Here is a 15,405-nt window from a genome sequence, read left to right as displayed (position 1 = left end):
TTTTTCCGCATGGCAGCCTTGAATAAATCCCTTCATTCCCTGTGCTCGTTTCCGGGTGCAGGGAATTTTTTGTTGAACTCCACGGGAGGAAGAGAGGCAGTTGGCCATCTCCCCGTATTCCATGGAGAATCCAGGCGTGCCCGGAAGGACTGGTTCCGCTTCCGGGGAAAGGGAATGGGGAAAGGCAGGAAAAGAGTCTTTTTGAGCTTGCTCTGCGGATGGCTCCCGCTAGGCTGGAAGCGTATGAAGATGCTGCGCTGTTTCCTGGCTGTTTTTCTCCTGTGTTCGCCCGTGCTTGCGGCGGATGCCTCCGCTGCGGGAAAGGAGGCTTATGAGGGGTATCCCGGGCGGTATATGCTTCTGGAATCTCTTTCCCGTGACCGCCAGTGCCTGTCTACGCCCGTGGCTTCCTATGTGGATGGCAGGGGCAGGGAGGTGGCGCTCATCGGAGCCATTCATGTAGCGGAGCCCGGATACTATGCACAGCTGAATAAGTTGTTCACCGGGTATGATGTGCTGCTGTTTGAGATGATTGGCGGGGAAGGGCTCCAGAGGGAGGAGGAACTGCGCCGCAAGCTGGACCGCAGCAAGCCTCTGGCAGGATTGACGCTGGAAGAGGCGCGGGAATGGAACCGGATGGTGGAATGGAGGAAAAAGCGCATCCAGGATGAAAAGTCCTTTTTACTGGGGCTTCTGGGGAGGGCCTATCAGGAATTGAGTGATGCGATGGGTTTGCAGACTCAGCATCAGGGCATTGATTATTCCGGCCCCCATTTTGTCCATGCGGATATGACATTGGATGAGTTCCAGCGGGCGCAGGCCGCGAAGAGGGAAAGCTTTGCCGGCTTGATGCTGAAGTCCGTCTTGTCTTCCTTGGTGGAAAAGCCCGGTAAGTACCAGCCGAATGAATTGGGGCTGATGGTGGATTTGCTTGCCGGAAACAAGGCGGGATTGAAGAATGAGTTGATGCGCATTTTAGCGGATGCCCCGAATGGCTTGGAGGATACCGTGATTCTGGAAGGCCGCAATGCCAAGTGTATGGAGGTGTTTGACCAGTGGAGCGGCAAGGATGCGCGCAAGATAGGAATTTTCTACGGGGCGGCCCATCTTCCCGGCCTGCACCGGGAATTGCTGAAGCGCGGTTACCGCCTCCGTGACGTCCGCTGGCTGCCGGCGTGGAGTACAAAAGAGAAAGCTCCCGGAGGGGAGGCTGGCGTTAAAGGAAGGGAAAAGACGCGCTAAAAACCATTTTCCCTCATTTGCAGGGTCATGGCTCCAAGCGGCCGCTGCACGGGACAGGAGAAGGTTTCCCGGAAATAAAACCGGATCCCGGCTAAATGTTTTTCAGCATATCCACCGTCTCCCGGAGCTTGTCTGCCGGAGCAACGCTTGCCAGCCGCGGGAATTTGTTGGACAGAAGAATAAAATCCCCGTTTCTGGTGAGCATCAGGCGCTGGCCGCTGATTTCCACCATGGAGATATTGGCCGCGGAGGCCAGGATCTTGATTTTATGGGAGTCCAGCAGGTGATGCACCGTTTCCGGTGCAGGGCCGAAGCGGTCTTCCCATGCGCGGAGCAGAGCGTCCGCTTCCTTGAGGGTGCGGATGGCCGCCAGGTCTTTATAAGCGGCGATGCGAAGGGCGGCGTCACTGATATAGTCCCTGGGGAGGAAGGCTCCCAGATAATCCTTGCGGGACTTGGCGGCGAACTGCGTTTCACTGTTCACGATGAAATCCGTTCTCAGGGCCGCATCCGGACGGGGGGCCGCATGTTTGCCCTGCATGTGGGCGATGGACTGCTGGAGAAGCTGGCAGTACAGGTCAAACCCGATGGCGGCAATGTGGCCGCTCTGCTGGGTGCCCAGCAGGTTGCCCGCTCCCCGGATTTCCAGGTCCCTCATGGCTATCTTAAAGCCGGAGCCCAGTTCCGTGTACTGCTTGATGGCGGAGACGCGTTTGCGGGCGTCTCCCGTAGTGGCTGCGGATCTGGGGAGCATGAGGTAGGCATAGGCCCGGTGCCCGGCCCGGCCTACGCGGCCTCGGAGCTGGTAAAGGTCCGCCAGGCCAAAGCGGTCCGCACGGTCAATGATGATGGTGTTGGCGTTCGGAATGTCTATGCCGGATTCAATGATGGTGGTGGCCAGCAGGATGTCCGCCTCCCCCTGCACGAACGTGCGCATGACTTTTTCCAGTTCTTCCTTGGGCATCTGCCCGTGGCCGATGACGATGCGGGCCTTGGGCACCAGGGCCTGAATCCGGTCCCGGAACAGCTCAATGGTCTTGACGCGGTTGTGCAGCAGGAAAATCTGGCCGCCGCGCTCCAGTTCGCGCTCCATGGCTTTTTTCATGATGCGTTCGTCATAGGGGCATACGCTGGTCTGCACGGGCTGCCGGTTGACGGGCGGCGTATCGATGGAACTCATGTCCCGCGCTCCCATCAGGGCAATGTACAGGGTGCGGGGAATGGGCGTGGCGGACAGGGTAAGCACGTCGATGCCCTTGAAGCGCTCCTTGAATTTTTCCTTGTGCCGGACGCCGAAGCGCTGTTCCTCGTCAATCACCACCAGTCCCAGGTTTTTGATGGAGACATCGTCGGAGATAAGGCGGTGCGTGCCGATGACGATGTCCACGGCTCCCGTTCTCAAGCCTTCCAGCGTGGAGCGGACGTCCGCCGCGCTGCTGAAGCGGCTGAGCATTTCAATCCGCACGGGGTATTCGCTCATGCGGGACTTGAATGTGCGGAAGTGCTGTTCCGCCAGCACGGTGGTGGGTACCAGCACGGCGGCCTGCCGTCCTCCCGTCACGCATTTGAAGGCGGCGCGGATGGCTACCTCCGTCTTGCCGAAGCCCACGTCTCCGCAGATCAGGCGGTCCATGGGGCGGGTGGTTTCCATGTCCGCCTTGGTCTGGGCGATGGCGCGGAGCTGGTCCTGCGTCTCCCGGAAGGGGAAGGAACTTTCAAACTCCCACATCCATTTGCTGTCCGGAGGGTGGCTGTAGCCTTTCCCGGTCTGGCGTTCCGCCTGTACGTTGAGGAGCTGGGCGGCGTAATCCGCTACGGAACGTTCCGCAGATTTTTTGGCGCGCTGCCATTTGGAATCCCCCAGCTTGTTGAGTTCCGGCGTCTTGCTGCCCAGGCCTATGTACCGGGAAACCAGGTGCGCCTGGCTGAGGGGGACGTGCAGGATGGTATTGTCCCGGTAGAGGATGTTCATTTCCTCGTCTCCGGAATCCGGGGAGGTGGAAATATTGATGAATTTGCCGATGCCGTAGCTGGTATGCACCACCAGGTCTCCGGGGTTGATATCCTTCAGGGAGGCCTGAGCGCGTGCCTTGCGCGCCTTGTCTTCCCGGCTGGCGCGGCGGCGCGCCGTGGCGGACTGGTATCTGCCGAACAGCTCCGACGAAGAAAGAACGGCCGTTTTTGCCCCCGGAATGCTGAATCCGGCGGGCAGGTCCCCGCGCAGGGGAGTGATGGAAAGCAGCGCAGGCGTTCCGGCGCAAATGTCCCGGAAGCGTTCTTCCTCCCCTTCATTGGGAAAGAACATGCAGACATTCCATTTCCGGTCCAGCCACTCGCGGATCTGGCGTTCCGCCAACTCCCGGCGCATCTCCTGCATCACGAAGTCCCCCGCATCGAAGCTGCCCAGGGGATTGTCATGGATGGCCAGGGAGAAATCCTCCTCGCCCTCCGCATTCTCCGGAGGTGCGGTGAGGATGCAGACGTCTCCACGTTCCTTGCAGAAGGGGGCGGTAATCACCAGGTCATCCGGTTTGATCCAGTCCCGGAGGGTTTCTACGCCCGCCGCTTCCGTCAGGACGAGGTTGACGTGTTCCACCTTCCGGAAGGAAATCTGGGAGTCCACGTCAAATTCCCGGATGGATTCAATTTCGTCGTCAAAAAACTCCAGGCGCACCGGGTAGGAGGATTGGAGAGGAAAAATGTCCAGAATGCCGCCGCGGCGGGACCACTGCCCGCGGGAAATCACCTGCGGAACGCCCTCAAACCCCGCCTCCGTGAACAGCCGTATCAACTCGTCCGGGGCATGCGTTTCCCCTGTCTTCAGCGTCATCCCCTGGTTCTGCATGCCGTGGACGGACGGCACCTCGTCATTCAGGCTGCCTTCCGTCACAACGATGGTCTGCCTGCCCGGCTGCCCGGAAGCGATGCGGTGAAGAACATTCAGCCGTTCCGCGGCAAGTTCCGGGTCGCCCACTTCCTCTCCCAGGGCCACCTCTTTTTCCGGGACGAAAAGGATGTTGCGCACTCCCCAGGTTTCCAGCTGGGCGGCGATGGATTCCTGCGCCCGCAGGTGCGGCGCAACCACCCAGGCCCGGGAGGTGTCCGGAATGGCCCTGATGCACAACGCCGCCACAAAGGGTACGCCGGGAAGGGAGGTGTGGTCGAAAACCGCCTGTTCCTCCGTTTCCGCTTTTGCCAGTTCCCTGCGGAAGGGGGCGGTGCGGGCCACCCTGTCCATCAGGGCGGATATGGAAGCGTCTTCTGCCATGCGAGTCTGATTGCCCCTGCTGAGAGGGAGTGTGCCGCCTTTCCCTGCCATGTCAACGGTTTTTCAGGGCACGGCGTGTCCTCCGGTTCCCGCCGGAAATGCTTTCCCGCACACGGGGGCGCGGTTCAGGAAGAGGCGCGGAAGTGGATTTTAACGCCGGCCTTGCGCCATTTCTGTTCAATCTCCTTGGCCAGCTCCGCATAGCTGCGCCCGTCCAGCAGGAGTTTCTGCGCTTCCTTCTCACTGGTGCCGGACTGGATGGCCTTCATGTAATTCTTGACGCGCTGGGCATCCCCCTTGCCGTCCATGTGGTAGAAATAATAAGCCATCAAGGCCGCCAGACCGTAATGCAGGTTGGCGTTTTCTCCCGTGAACTGGTCATAGGGCATGTTCATGTATGCCTCCAGGCCAGGAGCTTCGAAGTCGTCTCCCAGGGCGCGGCCTCCGGTGTTTTTCTTGCCGTATTCCGTCACGCGGGAAATGATGTGGGACCTGTTGGCTCCAAAATTGAAGCGCCCTCCGGAATAGGGCGTCATGCCCATGTATTCTGCAGACCCTTCGCAGAACCAGCTGGCCTGCTTGGCTTGCGGAGACATGAGCTGGTGCGTCAGCTCATGGATAAGGGTGGAGGAATCCTTGTCCCGGTCAATAATGTATGTGCTTCCCATGGTCTTGACGCCCAGGGATTCAAACGGGACCAGGATTTTGCCGCGGTCTCCGGGGCGTGTCGTTCCCAGAAAAATGCCTGACGTGCCTTCCCGTCCCCCGTTTTCCAGATAAGTGCTGAATTTTTCGTACAGGTAGGCGGGGAATTTGGCGGAATCATCGTGGGGAGGAATATTGCCGATGGGAAGAGTCTTGTTTGCCAGGTGCGTGGCTTCAAACAGGAGTCCCAGGCGCTTGATCATGCCGGCGCCCAGCTTGGCATCGCAGATGAAACGGAAGTGGGGCGTTTCATAAATATACTCTCCTTTTTCCTCCTTGACGGTTTCCACCTTGAAATTGTCCTGGCATTTGACGGTTCTTGGCCATGGCTGGTGGTAATTGTCCGCGGGATTGGCGGAAGAATCCCCTTTTCCCTGTCCGGCGATGAAGTCCCTGTCCTCCTGGGAAAGCTGGGCCAGTGGGATGGAGACGGTCTGGCCGCCGGAACGTTTCAGCACGGCTTTCTGTCCGTCCAGTTTGACGAATTCGGCTTCCAGGCTTTTCCCCTGAAGGTTGGTCCAGGTGCGCCCCTGGGCGAGGGGGAGGAGGGAAAGGGAGCACAGGGCTCCCGCCACCAGGTAGAGGCATGCGGGATTTTTCATCAGGCGAGAAAGTATGAAAAGTTGTAACTGTCAGTGTTTGGGACGGGGCAGCATCAGAAGAAGCAGCCCGCAGAACAGCATCAGGCATCCTGCCGCCGCGAGGGTGGTGGTCAGCGGAACGCCCTGGTCCTTGAACCATCCCCCGAAGAAGGAGATGAGGGCGCCCACGCCTGCGGACGTGAGGTTGAGGAGGCCATAGCCGGTTGCGGAATAACGCTCGTCAATATGGGAGCGTAACACAGGCATGAGGGTGGCGTCCAGAGATCCCTGCGCCAGCCCCTGCGTAGCAACCAGTCCCAGCATGACTACGAGGGGCACCGTGATGTCCCAGCCGAAAATGCCGGGAAGCAGAGCCAGCACCACCAGGGGTCCGGATATGGTGAAGGTGATGCCGGGCACCAGGGCTCTGGCACGGGCGTTGCGCCTGTACCACATGTCCGCCAGGATGGCGCCGCCCAGCACGGCGACGTATTTGGCTACGGAACTCCACAGGGTGGCGGCCGGTCCGGCCTCCGCAGAGGAAAGCTGGTATTTATCCTGCAGCAGGGTGGGATACCAGGTGAGCAGGAACCAGTTGCCTGCGCCTGCAAAGGCGACCACGGCCAGGAGCATCCACATGGGGCGGCCGCTCAGCAGGCTGGAAAGGACGGCGCCGGTGGAAAGCTTGGAAGAGGGTTCCTTGATGACCTGTTCGTCATTGTCCACGTTGATCAGTACGGTTTTTTCTTCCGGTTCAGAAGGCTTCCTGCTCCGGGCCGTATCTGCCGGAGCCTTGGCGGGGTCTTTCAGGAACAGGATCAGAACGATGGCGTACGCCACGCCGATCAGGCCGAACAGGGCGAATGTCATGCGCCAGCCCGTCCATGAAGCCATGGTGGCCCCATAGCCGGCGACGGCCATGCCCACGTAAATGCCGCTCATGTGCAGCCCCGTGGCGATGGAGCGCGTACTGCCCCGGTGGTAGTCCGTAATCAGGGCCAGGGCGGCGGGGATGTAAAAAGCCTCACTGATGCCCATGGCGCCGCGCGCGATGAGCAGGGATGTATAATCTTCCGCATGGCCGGTCCACCAGGTGACCACGGACCAGACGACAAGGGAGCAGAGAATCATCAGGCGCCGGCTGTAACGGTCCGCCAGGAAGCCCCCCACCGGACTGAGCAGGGCGTAAATCAGCAGGAAGACGGAGGTGACCATGCCGAACTGGGCCTCCGTCTGGGGAATGTCCCGGACGATGGGTTCATGCAGCGCGGAAAGAAGCTGGCGGTCAAAGTAGTTCAACATCACCACGAACCACAGCACGATGACGGCCACCCAGGCCCACAGGCCGGGCTTGGTGTTCGGATCCGTGACGGCGGAAACGTTTTTGACGCCGTTGCGCACTGCGGAAACGACGATGATCGCCACTACGAGGAGGGTCAGGATGAGAACGGCGTAGTCCACCGTGCTCATTTCAAAATGGTAGCCTGCGGTGGCGGAGGCGTTCAGGGCTGTTCTTACGCCCGGAGCGGTTTCCCCGCTGATGGTCATGATTTCATAGCCTTGGACGACGGCGGGCGCCGTGGCGATGCCCACGGGCCATTCCCCCTGGTGCGTCCATTCGTTCTTGATGACGTCATAGGCCAGAATGTCCCGGGACTGCACCACGGGCTTGGATGGGTCCGGCGTGTTGCCGCGCTTGTCCCCGCCGATTAACAGAATGGCATTTTCACGCACCGGGGCGGGGCCTGCGGCGGCGGCAACGGGCGTTCCCGGCCCGGAGAGCTGCTGTCCCTTGATGGGGCCCCATTCGGAAGGATCCTTGGTCGTCATGTCATAGCCGATCAGGTCGGAAAGGTATGTCCTGGAAGTTTCTCCGGAGGCGTTCCGGGAGAGGGTGCAGCCGCCAACGATGAACAGGGTGCTGTCACAAACGGCGGCGGTGGAAAGAATGCGGCCCGGACCGGGGAAAGGCGGCAGTTGCATCCATTTCATTTTGGCCGTATCCGGAGTGGTATCCAGCATGTAGATGGTGTTGAGCGCCGCTTCCGGCTGGTCGCTGTCTCTGCCGCCGATGACGAATAGTTTGTTCCCGTGGGCGGCGAAGGCGGCTTCCGTAATGGGGACGGGGAGGGGAGGGAGTTTTTCCACGGATCCGTCCGCCTTGATCAGCAGGGCGTCTTTCAGGATGCCTTCCGCATTGTGGCCTCCGGCCACCGCCAGCCCCTTGCCCACGCTGGCGAAGGCTGCGTAACCCAGCGGAGCGGGCAGCGTTCCCGCCTTGCTCCATTGGCCGTTGCGGAGTTTGAAAATATCCTGGTGGTATGCTTTGGGACCGCGTTCTTCCGGCGTGGAGGCTCCCGGAGCGGCCTGTGGGAAGTTGGCTCCTCCCGCGGCGATGATGGACTGGGTGCCGTCGTTTTCCGTAACGGTCCCGGCAACCATGCCTGCGCGGCCTATCGGGTCCGGCAGATCGGGAATGGTGCCGGCCGGCTGGACATCTACGGAGAACGAGGCGTTGGCGGCAGGGGATGCGATCAGCACCAGGGCGGCGAAAGCGGAGCCCCATGCTCTGGAAAATCGGGTAAGGTAACGTGAAGCGTGCATATGCTGGAAAAAGATGGATGGGATCAGGAAGAAAAATCAGGAAAGGGTGATGCTCCACACGTCATGGGAGCGCCTGCCGGGTTTGAGCTCACCGTTTACTGCTACAAAACGGCCCTGCCACGCGCAGCACGGAAGAACTGCCCTGGGAGCTGCAATGGGCCCCCCGTCATGCCATGCCATGGCGGTCGTATCCAGGCACAGGGACTGGTTGTTGAATCCGGGATTGGTCTTCGGGGTGTATTTTTTCCCGGAGCCGTCGTCCCCGCCCAACAGATAAATGACGCCGTTCCGGGAAACCGGAGCCGGGGTGGGGGCTGCGGCAATGGCGTAAGGCATGTCCGGCAGGCGCGTCCATCCGCGTTCCGGAGTAAAGCTCCATGCCTCCGTCAGCAGTTCCCTGGCCTGTTTGCCGTCCTGCTCCTTCAGCCCGATGCCGCCGAGCACGTAAAGGACTCTGTCCGCCACGGCCATCTGGTGCAGGAAGCGGCCGCGGCCCGGCAACGGGTCCAGCTCCTGCCAGCCCTGTTCCGGCGCCCGGGAGTCCAGCATGAAAACACGGTTGGTGCAGTCCTGTTCGCCTGGGCGTTCACAGCCTCCGGTAAGATAAACTTTCCCATCCAGAACAGCGGCGGCCGTATAAGCCAGGGCTACGGGAAGGGAAGGGAAGGGAGACACCGTGACGGAGCCGTCCGCCGCGCTCAACAGATAAACGTCTTTCCGGTGTCCCTCTCTGTCGCAGCCGCCGATGCACAGCACCCCTTCTTCAATGCTGGCGGAGGCTCCGTACGCATAAGGCGCGGGGAGCGTCCCGGCGTCCGTCCATGCTTCTTCCTCCGGAAGCAGCGTGAAAATGCGGTCCGTCCACGTTTTAATGCCTCCTTCCAGCATGGGCCTGTCAGGGAAATTCGTTCCGCCTGCACAAATAAGAACATGTTCATGGGTTCCCGCATACATGCCGGCAAACCCTTCCGGATCGGGAAGTGGGGGTAAAGGACTCCAGGATGACGAATGTGAATTCATAAAAGTGTAAATACTTCGCAAAACTTTAACGAAAAGGGGGCCGCTGTGCCAGTAATAACATCTGGTCATATTTTTTTGAATAAATTTCTTTCCCGGCGCCTCTTATCTAGGTAGAACCGTTGAAACACATGAAACTTGGAGCTTGTCTAATAATCTTGTGCGCCCTGCTTCCCTCCTCCTTGGCGGAGGACATGGCGTTGCGGTCCGGCAGGGTCCTGAAAGACGCCAGCGTGGTGTCCTCCGGGGATGATTTTGTCAGCGTCCAGTACACGGACGGTGTGGCGAAAGTCCCTTACAAGGAACTGACGGACGAACAGCAGAAAGCTTACAAGATGACGCCGGATGATGTGGCCGTACGGCTGGAACAGCGCCGGCGTGAGGAAGCCGCCCGCAAACAAAAGGCGGAAGCGGCCAAAAAGGCGGCTGAGGAAGAGGCCAGGAAAATGAGGGAATCCCTTTCGGAAGCGGAACGGCATCCCCGTTACCTGGAAGGGGAGGACGTTGTCCGCATGTTTTTGCTGGTAGGGGATCTTTCCAAGGTGGAGGCGGAAGTTATGGCCCTGCAATGGAATGCTCTGGAAGCGGATCGCGTGGGGCTGCCGCAGGATGCCCGTGTATTCCGGGCGAGGGCGGCAACTTATCAGGAACAGGTGAAAGCCATTCGTAAAAAAAGGGAAGATGCCGAGCTGTACTGGAAAGACATGGAAAAGAAATACCTGGCTCTGAAAGACGGCACCCAGAAGAAAATTGCTGACCTGAACAAGCAGGTTTCCCAGCTTCAGGGGGAAGTGAAGGAAGTGGCCAGCCAGCCCAAGACGGAGCGCATCATTGTCTCTCCGGTCGTCAGGCCGTGGAATTATCTGCCCCCTCCCGTCATTATCCGGCCTACTCCGCCACCGCCACCCAGGCCCCATCCCGTTCCGCCGCGTCCAGTGCCTGTGCCCGTGGGGCCGAACTCTCGCATGGGTAGTGAAAGATTGCCACGGTGAGGCCTTTTTCTTCCGGAAGAGGCGTACCGGCCTCCGCAGAAATATTGCCTCCGGGAAGGCAGGTTGGAGCGCGGTTTGACCAAGGTGCAGCCGTCATGGTCTGCGGGAGCTTTTTCTTTCCTGTAAAGGAAATGGGGAAAGTCAATATTAAGGCAGTGGAGACAGCTCCATGAGGCCTGCATGGAAGGAGGCCGTCTGTTTGAATCCGGAGCGGTGCGCCAGGTCCGCGGCCCGGTCAAAATCCCGGCCGATGTTTTCCGGAGAATGTGCGTCTGAACTGATGGTGAGGGGAATGCCCATCTCCGCGGCCATCTTCAGGAACTGTGCATCTGGGTACTGCTCAGCGCACTTATTGTGCCATCCGGCGGTATTGAGTTCCAGACAGGCTCCGGATTTCCGCATGGCTTCCAGCGCGGGTTCATAATAATGGCGCAGGTCTCCGGAGGGGCGGAAGCCGAATTTCTTAATCAGGTCCGCATGGCCCATGATCTGGAACAGGCCTGAGGCCGCCATATCCCGGAAGCGTTCCCAATACTGCGTCCAGGCATCTTCCACATCCGTCCGGTTCCAGAAATCCATCTTGTAGGGATTGTCAAACTCCTCCTTCTCTCCCAGATAATGGACGGAGCCGATCAGGTAATCCCATTCGTACAGGCTCTGCAAATGCTCGATCCATGGTTCAATGCCGGGAAACCAGTCGCATTCCAGTGCGGCGCGGACCGTCAGGCCGTGCGGAGCGGCTAATTCCCGGGCCTCCGCGATCCAGTCCAGATAAGCTGGCATGTCCGCCTGCTTCATGCGCCAATCGTCAAAAGGTTCCCCGGGCATCGGGGCGTGGTCGGAAACGCCGTATTCCCGGAGTCCGGCGCGGACGGCTGACTGCACATATTCCTGCGGGGTGCCTGCGGCATGCAGACACAGGGGGGTATGGGTGTGGTAATCGCAGTACATGGGGGAATGCCCATACTAGCACGGCGGCGCGGATGGTTCAATCCGGAGGACGCATTTGCCGATTATTTGCAGTCTTTGACTTTATGGATTGATTTTATGGACAGGATTTTTTAGAGTGCCGTTGAATAGGACACGTGACATATGAGTGATTGGCAAGGCTTTTCCCCGCTGAATGATTTCACAGGACCGCTTCTGGATAACTTGAAGCGCCATCCCAAGCGCATTGTTTTCCCGGAAGGGGAGGATGTGCGCGTGTTGCGCGTGTCCGAACGCTTTGTGACGGAACAGGCCGGCGTGCCCATTCTGCTGGGCAGGAAGGAAGTCATCCGGAGAATGGCGGAAATGAACGGCATTTCGTTGAAATTCGTGCGCATTATCGAACCGGAAAAAAGCTCCGACCTTCAAATGTTCTGCGACCGCTATGAACGTGCGGAACAAATGTTCGGAAACGGACTGCCCGTCAACACGCGTGAAATCGTTTCCGAACCGGTCCACTTTGCTGCCATGATGGTGCTTTACGGCCAGGCGGACGCTATTGTGGCCGGGAATATGAAAAGGGTGGCTTCCGTCTTCCGCGCCGTGAACAAATATCGTCAGGAGGTTGTTCCCTCCAAACCCCTGTTTGCCATTTCCATTGTCCTTGTTCCCGAATTTGCCAAAAAATTCGGAGGCCGGGGCATCTACTTCCTGGCGGATACCGGCGTGACTCCTGATCCTACGGTGGAAAACATGGCCTACTTTGCCGTGGAAACGGCCAAAATGGCCCGCCACATGCTTGGTAAAAGCGTCCGCGTCGCCATGTTGAGCGCATCCACCAGCGGATCCGTGCCGGAACTGGCGGCGGACCGCACCAGGGCCGCCACGGCGCTTGCCCGGAGCATGGTGCAGAAAGAATGCCTGAACAATGAAATCTCCGTGGAAGGGGAAATCCAGATTGACGCGGCCCTCTCAACGGATTCCTACGGTGTGCGCGTGCACCGCAACTGCATGCTGCAGCCCAGTGACGTATGGGTCTTCCCCACTCTGGATGCCGCGGACATTTCCAAAAAGCTGATCTGCATGATGCCGTCCGTATACAACTACGGCCTCATTCTGGGAGGACTGCTCTTCCCGATTGCCCAACTTCCGCGGTTGACGGATGAAGACAGGATGTTCGGCACCGCGCTGGTGGTGGGGAATGAAGCCATCAAATTCCACCTGCTGTATCCCCAGGGCGTTGCTCCCCTCTATTGACAGGGGGCGGCGCGTCCTTGATCAGCAGGCGTTTCTCCTTGCGTACGGCCAGCTTGCCTCCGGGCAGGGAAGTCCGGGAAGGTCCATCCGTCTTCAGGATGTCCATCACCCGCAGCACGGCATCCTCCGTCAGGTCCGGAACGTGTTGCCGGCGCAGGTAATCATGCACGGCGCATTGCTTCAGCTCCGCAGGGAGCTGGTTGACCTTCGGCAGGAACAGGCGCCCCTGGGGATCCGTCAGGATCATGGATTCCAGGGCCTGGGACAACGCCGTGCGTATCCGGTTCTCCATGCGGCAGGCACGTGAAAAGGAAAGGCTGGTATCGCGCTTGAACAGGGTGTTCAACTTGGGAATGATTTCATGGCGCAGGGCATTCCTGGTGTATTCAGTAGACTGGTTGCTGGCGTCCTCCCGCCACGGAATATGATGATGGTTCAGGTAGGCGGTAATGTCCTCCCTGGAAAAATCCAGCAGAGGCCGCACGACGGTCAGCCCGTTTGCCCAGGTGGAGACGGGAGACATGCCGTGAATGCCGGAAGCCCCGCGGCACAGGTGAAGAAGCGCTGTCTCCTGCTGGTCGTTCCGGTGGTGGGCCAGGGCTACGAAAGCCCCCGGACGGTCTGCGGACCATTTCAGGAATAAAGCCTGCCGTGCATGCCGTGCCGCTTCTTCAATGGAAACTTTCATGGTGCTGGCCATGCTGCGCACGTCGACTCGTTCCCAGACACAGGGGACCCCCAGGGAGGCGGCGTATTGGCGGACGAACTGCGCCTCCTCCTCCGCCTCCGGGCGCAAGCCGTGGTGGATGTGGCAGGCGATAAGGTTGCAGCCCTGCATGCCGGACAGCAGGGAAAGCAGTGCCATGGAATCCCGTCCGCCACTGATGCCGGCAAGCACGGGCCGTCCGGAGCGGAGAAATTCCGCAGACTGGCTGTCAAAATGGTCCGGTGTCAACGTCATGCTGCCGCCAGTGAAGCAGGAAAAAGAGGCAAAGAGAAGCCTTCAAATAAAAAACCCCGTTTTCCGGAAAGGAAACGGGGTTGGAAAACTGTTGGGGAACAAGCCTTACTTGTTGAGCTTGGGCTTGCCGCCGCTGCGGCGGACGGTGCCGAAACGCTTCTGGAACTTGTCGATGCGGCCTTCCGTGTCCACGAACTGGTTCTTGCCGGTGAAGAACGGATGGGAATCGGACGTGATCCCGCAGGAAACCACGAAATGTTCAACCCCGTCAATAACTTCCGTCTTGGGGGAACGAACGGTGGAACGGGTGATGAAGCGGCGTCCGGTGGTGATGTCAACGAAAACGACCGGATTATACTGGGGATGAATATCTTTCTTCATGGTGATGTATTGCGTTTCCGACGCAAGGGGAGCACCAGTATAGGTGTGTTTTATTGCATGTCAAGCATCCCTGCATAAAAATGCGGAAGTCTGCAAATGACGGTTCGGAGGCTTGCGGGGGAAACGGTTATGGGGATGATGTAACGGAAAATGGAGCAGGTGCTGAAGAGGCCCCCCTGGTGGGCGTGGTTTTCCCTGATGGGACTGGAGATCCCTTCTGCCGCCATTGCTTGGGCTTTTGCCGTCAGCCAGTCGCATCTGGTGGTAGTCTCGTCTCCCTGGCTGTACCAATTCCTGTTTGTGGCTGTTTGGTGCGTCAACATGCTGGACCGGGTGCTGAAAGTATTCCGGGGAGGGCCTTCCCTATACTCGGATGAATGTCTGTTGTTTGCCAAAAAGCACTGTTTCGTCATCTCCCTGCTCATCGCGGTGGCCGGCGTGACGGGGCTGTGGATCATGTTCTTCCAATTGGGTGTGGTGATCTTCCAGTTTGCCCTTCTGCCGGGAGTTTGCAGCCTGCTCTTCCTTTACTTTTCCACCAATCTGCGCAAAAAAGAGAATCCTTCTTCAGGATTTGTCCTGGGATCGTTCTTTGCTGCCGTTTCATTTGCGACGGGCGCCGGAATTCCTGCCTACTTTTACGGGACGATGGGAGGGGGATGGAGCGGCCAATTATCCACATCCACGTGGTATCTGGTAGCCCTGGTTATTCTGAGCATGTTCAGCCGGAAACGGTGGAATGAAGAAGAGGAGGGCGAGGGACAGGACTCCGCCGCCCGTGACATGAGGTCCCTGGTCTGGATGGGAGTGATTGTCATTTACGTTGTTTTCTGCCTGGCCGCCGCCGCGCGGGAATACACCGGGGATGCGTGGATTTACTACGGCCTTGCCATGGCGGGAGTATTGATGTTTGTGCTGGACAGGTTGAAGCGGAACATGCCTCCCCTCCTGCTGTACACCCTCTCCTGGGTGGCGCTGATCTTTCCTTTGGTGTTGAGCGGTCTTCTGGCGCAGGCCTCTTCCTGATTGACGGGGAGGTTTTTCCTTCTGAGTAACAAGGCAAAACGCAGGAAAATTGGGAAAATGATATTTTGGAGTTGCAATACCGGAGAGTTGGTGATAGATTCTGCCCCGCAAACACGTTCTGCGTGCAAGCAAGTGGCTCGGTAGCTCAGTCGGTAGAGCAGGGGATTGAAAATCCCCGTGTCGGCGGTTCGATCCCGTCCCGAGCCACCATTTTTTCTCCCAATTTTTCATCCCCCCTTTTTTTATACGGGAAGTAGCTCAGCCTGGTGGAGCGCCTGCTTTGGGAGCAGGATGTCGCAGGTTCGAATCCTGTCTTCCCGACCATTTTTTCATAGCTGTTAAAGAATTGTGGTGCTTTTTGATATAAATAGATATCAAAAAACATTGAAGGGCTTAAAAAGGAACTAAGATTAGAGAAACTTTTTCAACAAAAGAAATCGTGAT

At 58.7% G+C, this 15,405-nt stretch carries 11 protein-coding genes and 2 tRNA genes; 6 read left to right on the top strand and 7 right to left on the bottom strand.

Annotated features, from left to right (window positions below):
* Positions 1–243: 243 nt before the first annotated feature.
* Positions 244–1,242 carry a hypothetical protein gene (locus LIO64_RS01490; protein WP_290547683.1) on the top strand — a complete coding sequence of 333 codons (999 nt, stop codon included), beginning with the start codon at positions 244–246 and terminating at the stop codon, positions 1,240–1,242.
* A 91-nt stretch (positions 1,243–1,333) separates the two neighbouring features.
* On the opposite strand, the gene mfd is transcribed toward LIO64_RS01490, so the two are convergent.
* The 4 genes from mfd to LIO64_RS01470 all read right to left on the bottom strand — a co-directional run bounded on the left by mfd (position 1,334) and on the right by LIO64_RS01470 (position 9,354).
* Positions 1,334–4,510: a transcription-repair coupling factor gene (gene mfd, locus LIO64_RS01485; RefSeq protein ID WP_290547682.1), complete on the bottom strand. Its 3,177-nt coding sequence runs from the start codon at positions 4,508–4,510 to the stop codon at positions 1,334–1,336.
* Between the two features lie 125 nt (positions 4,511–4,635).
* Entirely contained in the window at positions 4,636–5,817 is a 1,182-nt protein-coding gene (locus tag LIO64_RS01480) for an SHD1 domain-containing protein (RefSeq protein ID WP_290547681.1), read from the bottom strand.
* Between the two features lie 30 nt (positions 5,818–5,847).
* Positions 5,848–8,400, bottom strand: a complete 2,553-nt coding sequence (locus LIO64_RS01475) for an MFS transporter (protein WP_290547680.1) — start codon at positions 8,398–8,400, stop codon at positions 5,848–5,850.
* A gap of 36 nt (positions 8,401–8,436) precedes the next feature.
* Positions 8,437–9,354 carry a hypothetical protein gene (locus LIO64_RS01470; RefSeq protein ID WP_290547679.1) on the bottom strand — a complete coding sequence of 306 codons (918 nt, stop codon included), beginning with the start codon at positions 9,352–9,354 and terminating at the stop codon, positions 8,437–8,439.
* Between the two features lie 194 nt (positions 9,355–9,548).
* Between LIO64_RS01470 and LIO64_RS01465 the strand changes: the two genes are divergently transcribed.
* Positions 9,549–10,409 carry a hypothetical protein gene (locus tag LIO64_RS01465; RefSeq protein WP_290547678.1) on the top strand — a complete coding sequence of 287 codons (861 nt, stop codon included), beginning with the start codon at positions 9,549–9,551 and terminating at the stop codon, positions 10,407–10,409.
* A gap of 147 nt (positions 10,410–10,556) precedes the next feature.
* Here LIO64_RS01465 and LIO64_RS01460 read toward each other — a convergent pair whose 3' ends face one another.
* Positions 10,557–11,360 carry a histidinol-phosphatase gene (locus LIO64_RS01460; RefSeq protein ID WP_290547677.1) on the bottom strand — a complete coding sequence of 268 codons (804 nt, stop codon included), beginning with the start codon at positions 11,358–11,360 and terminating at the stop codon, positions 10,557–10,559.
* A 141-nt stretch (positions 11,361–11,501) separates the two neighbouring features.
* On the opposite strand from LIO64_RS01460, the gene LIO64_RS01455 reads away from it, so the two are divergent.
* A complete protein-coding gene (locus LIO64_RS01455; RefSeq protein WP_290547676.1) occupies positions 11,502–12,593 on the top strand; it encodes a phosphate acyltransferase in 1,092 nt (363 codons plus the stop codon).
* Here LIO64_RS01455 and tilS read toward each other — a convergent pair.
* Together tilS and LIO64_RS01445 are read right to left on the bottom strand one after the other, a co-directional pair.
* Entirely contained in the window at positions 12,547–13,554 is a 1,008-nt protein-coding gene (gene tilS, locus LIO64_RS01450; RefSeq protein WP_290547675.1) for a tRNA lysidine(34) synthetase TilS, read from the bottom strand. The genes LIO64_RS01455 and tilS overlap by 47 nt on opposite strands.
* A 105-nt stretch (positions 13,555–13,659) precedes the next feature.
* A complete protein-coding gene (locus LIO64_RS01445; protein ID WP_035196558.1) occupies positions 13,660–13,935 on the bottom strand; it encodes a type B 50S ribosomal protein L31 in 276 nt (91 codons plus the stop codon).
* Positions 13,936–14,133: 198 nt separating this feature from the next.
* Here LIO64_RS01445 and LIO64_RS01440 point away from each other — a divergent pair, with 198 nt between their 5' ends.
* The 3 genes from LIO64_RS01440 to LIO64_RS01430 all read left to right on the top strand — a co-directional run bounded on the left by LIO64_RS01440 (position 14,134) and on the right by LIO64_RS01430 (position 15,285).
* Entirely contained in the window at positions 14,134–14,961 is an 828-nt protein-coding gene (locus tag LIO64_RS01440) for a hypothetical protein (RefSeq protein ID WP_290547674.1), read from the top strand.
* 134 nt (positions 14,962–15,095) lie between these two features.
* Positions 15,096–15,171 (top strand) — tRNA-Phe (locus LIO64_RS01435).
* A 37-nt stretch (positions 15,172–15,208) separates the two neighbouring features.
* Positions 15,209–15,285: transfer RNA gene (locus tag LIO64_RS01430), tRNA-Pro, on the top strand.
* Positions 15,286–15,405: the final 120 nt, after the last annotated feature.

It is taken from the genome of Akkermansia sp. (assembly GCF_020860705.1).
In the GTDB taxonomy this organism is placed as follows: Bacteria; Verrucomicrobiota; Verrucomicrobiia; order Verrucomicrobiales; family Akkermansiaceae; genus Akkermansia.
Note: the sequence above shows the minus strand (reverse complement) of the source record. Positions and strands in the feature narration are given on the sequence as shown.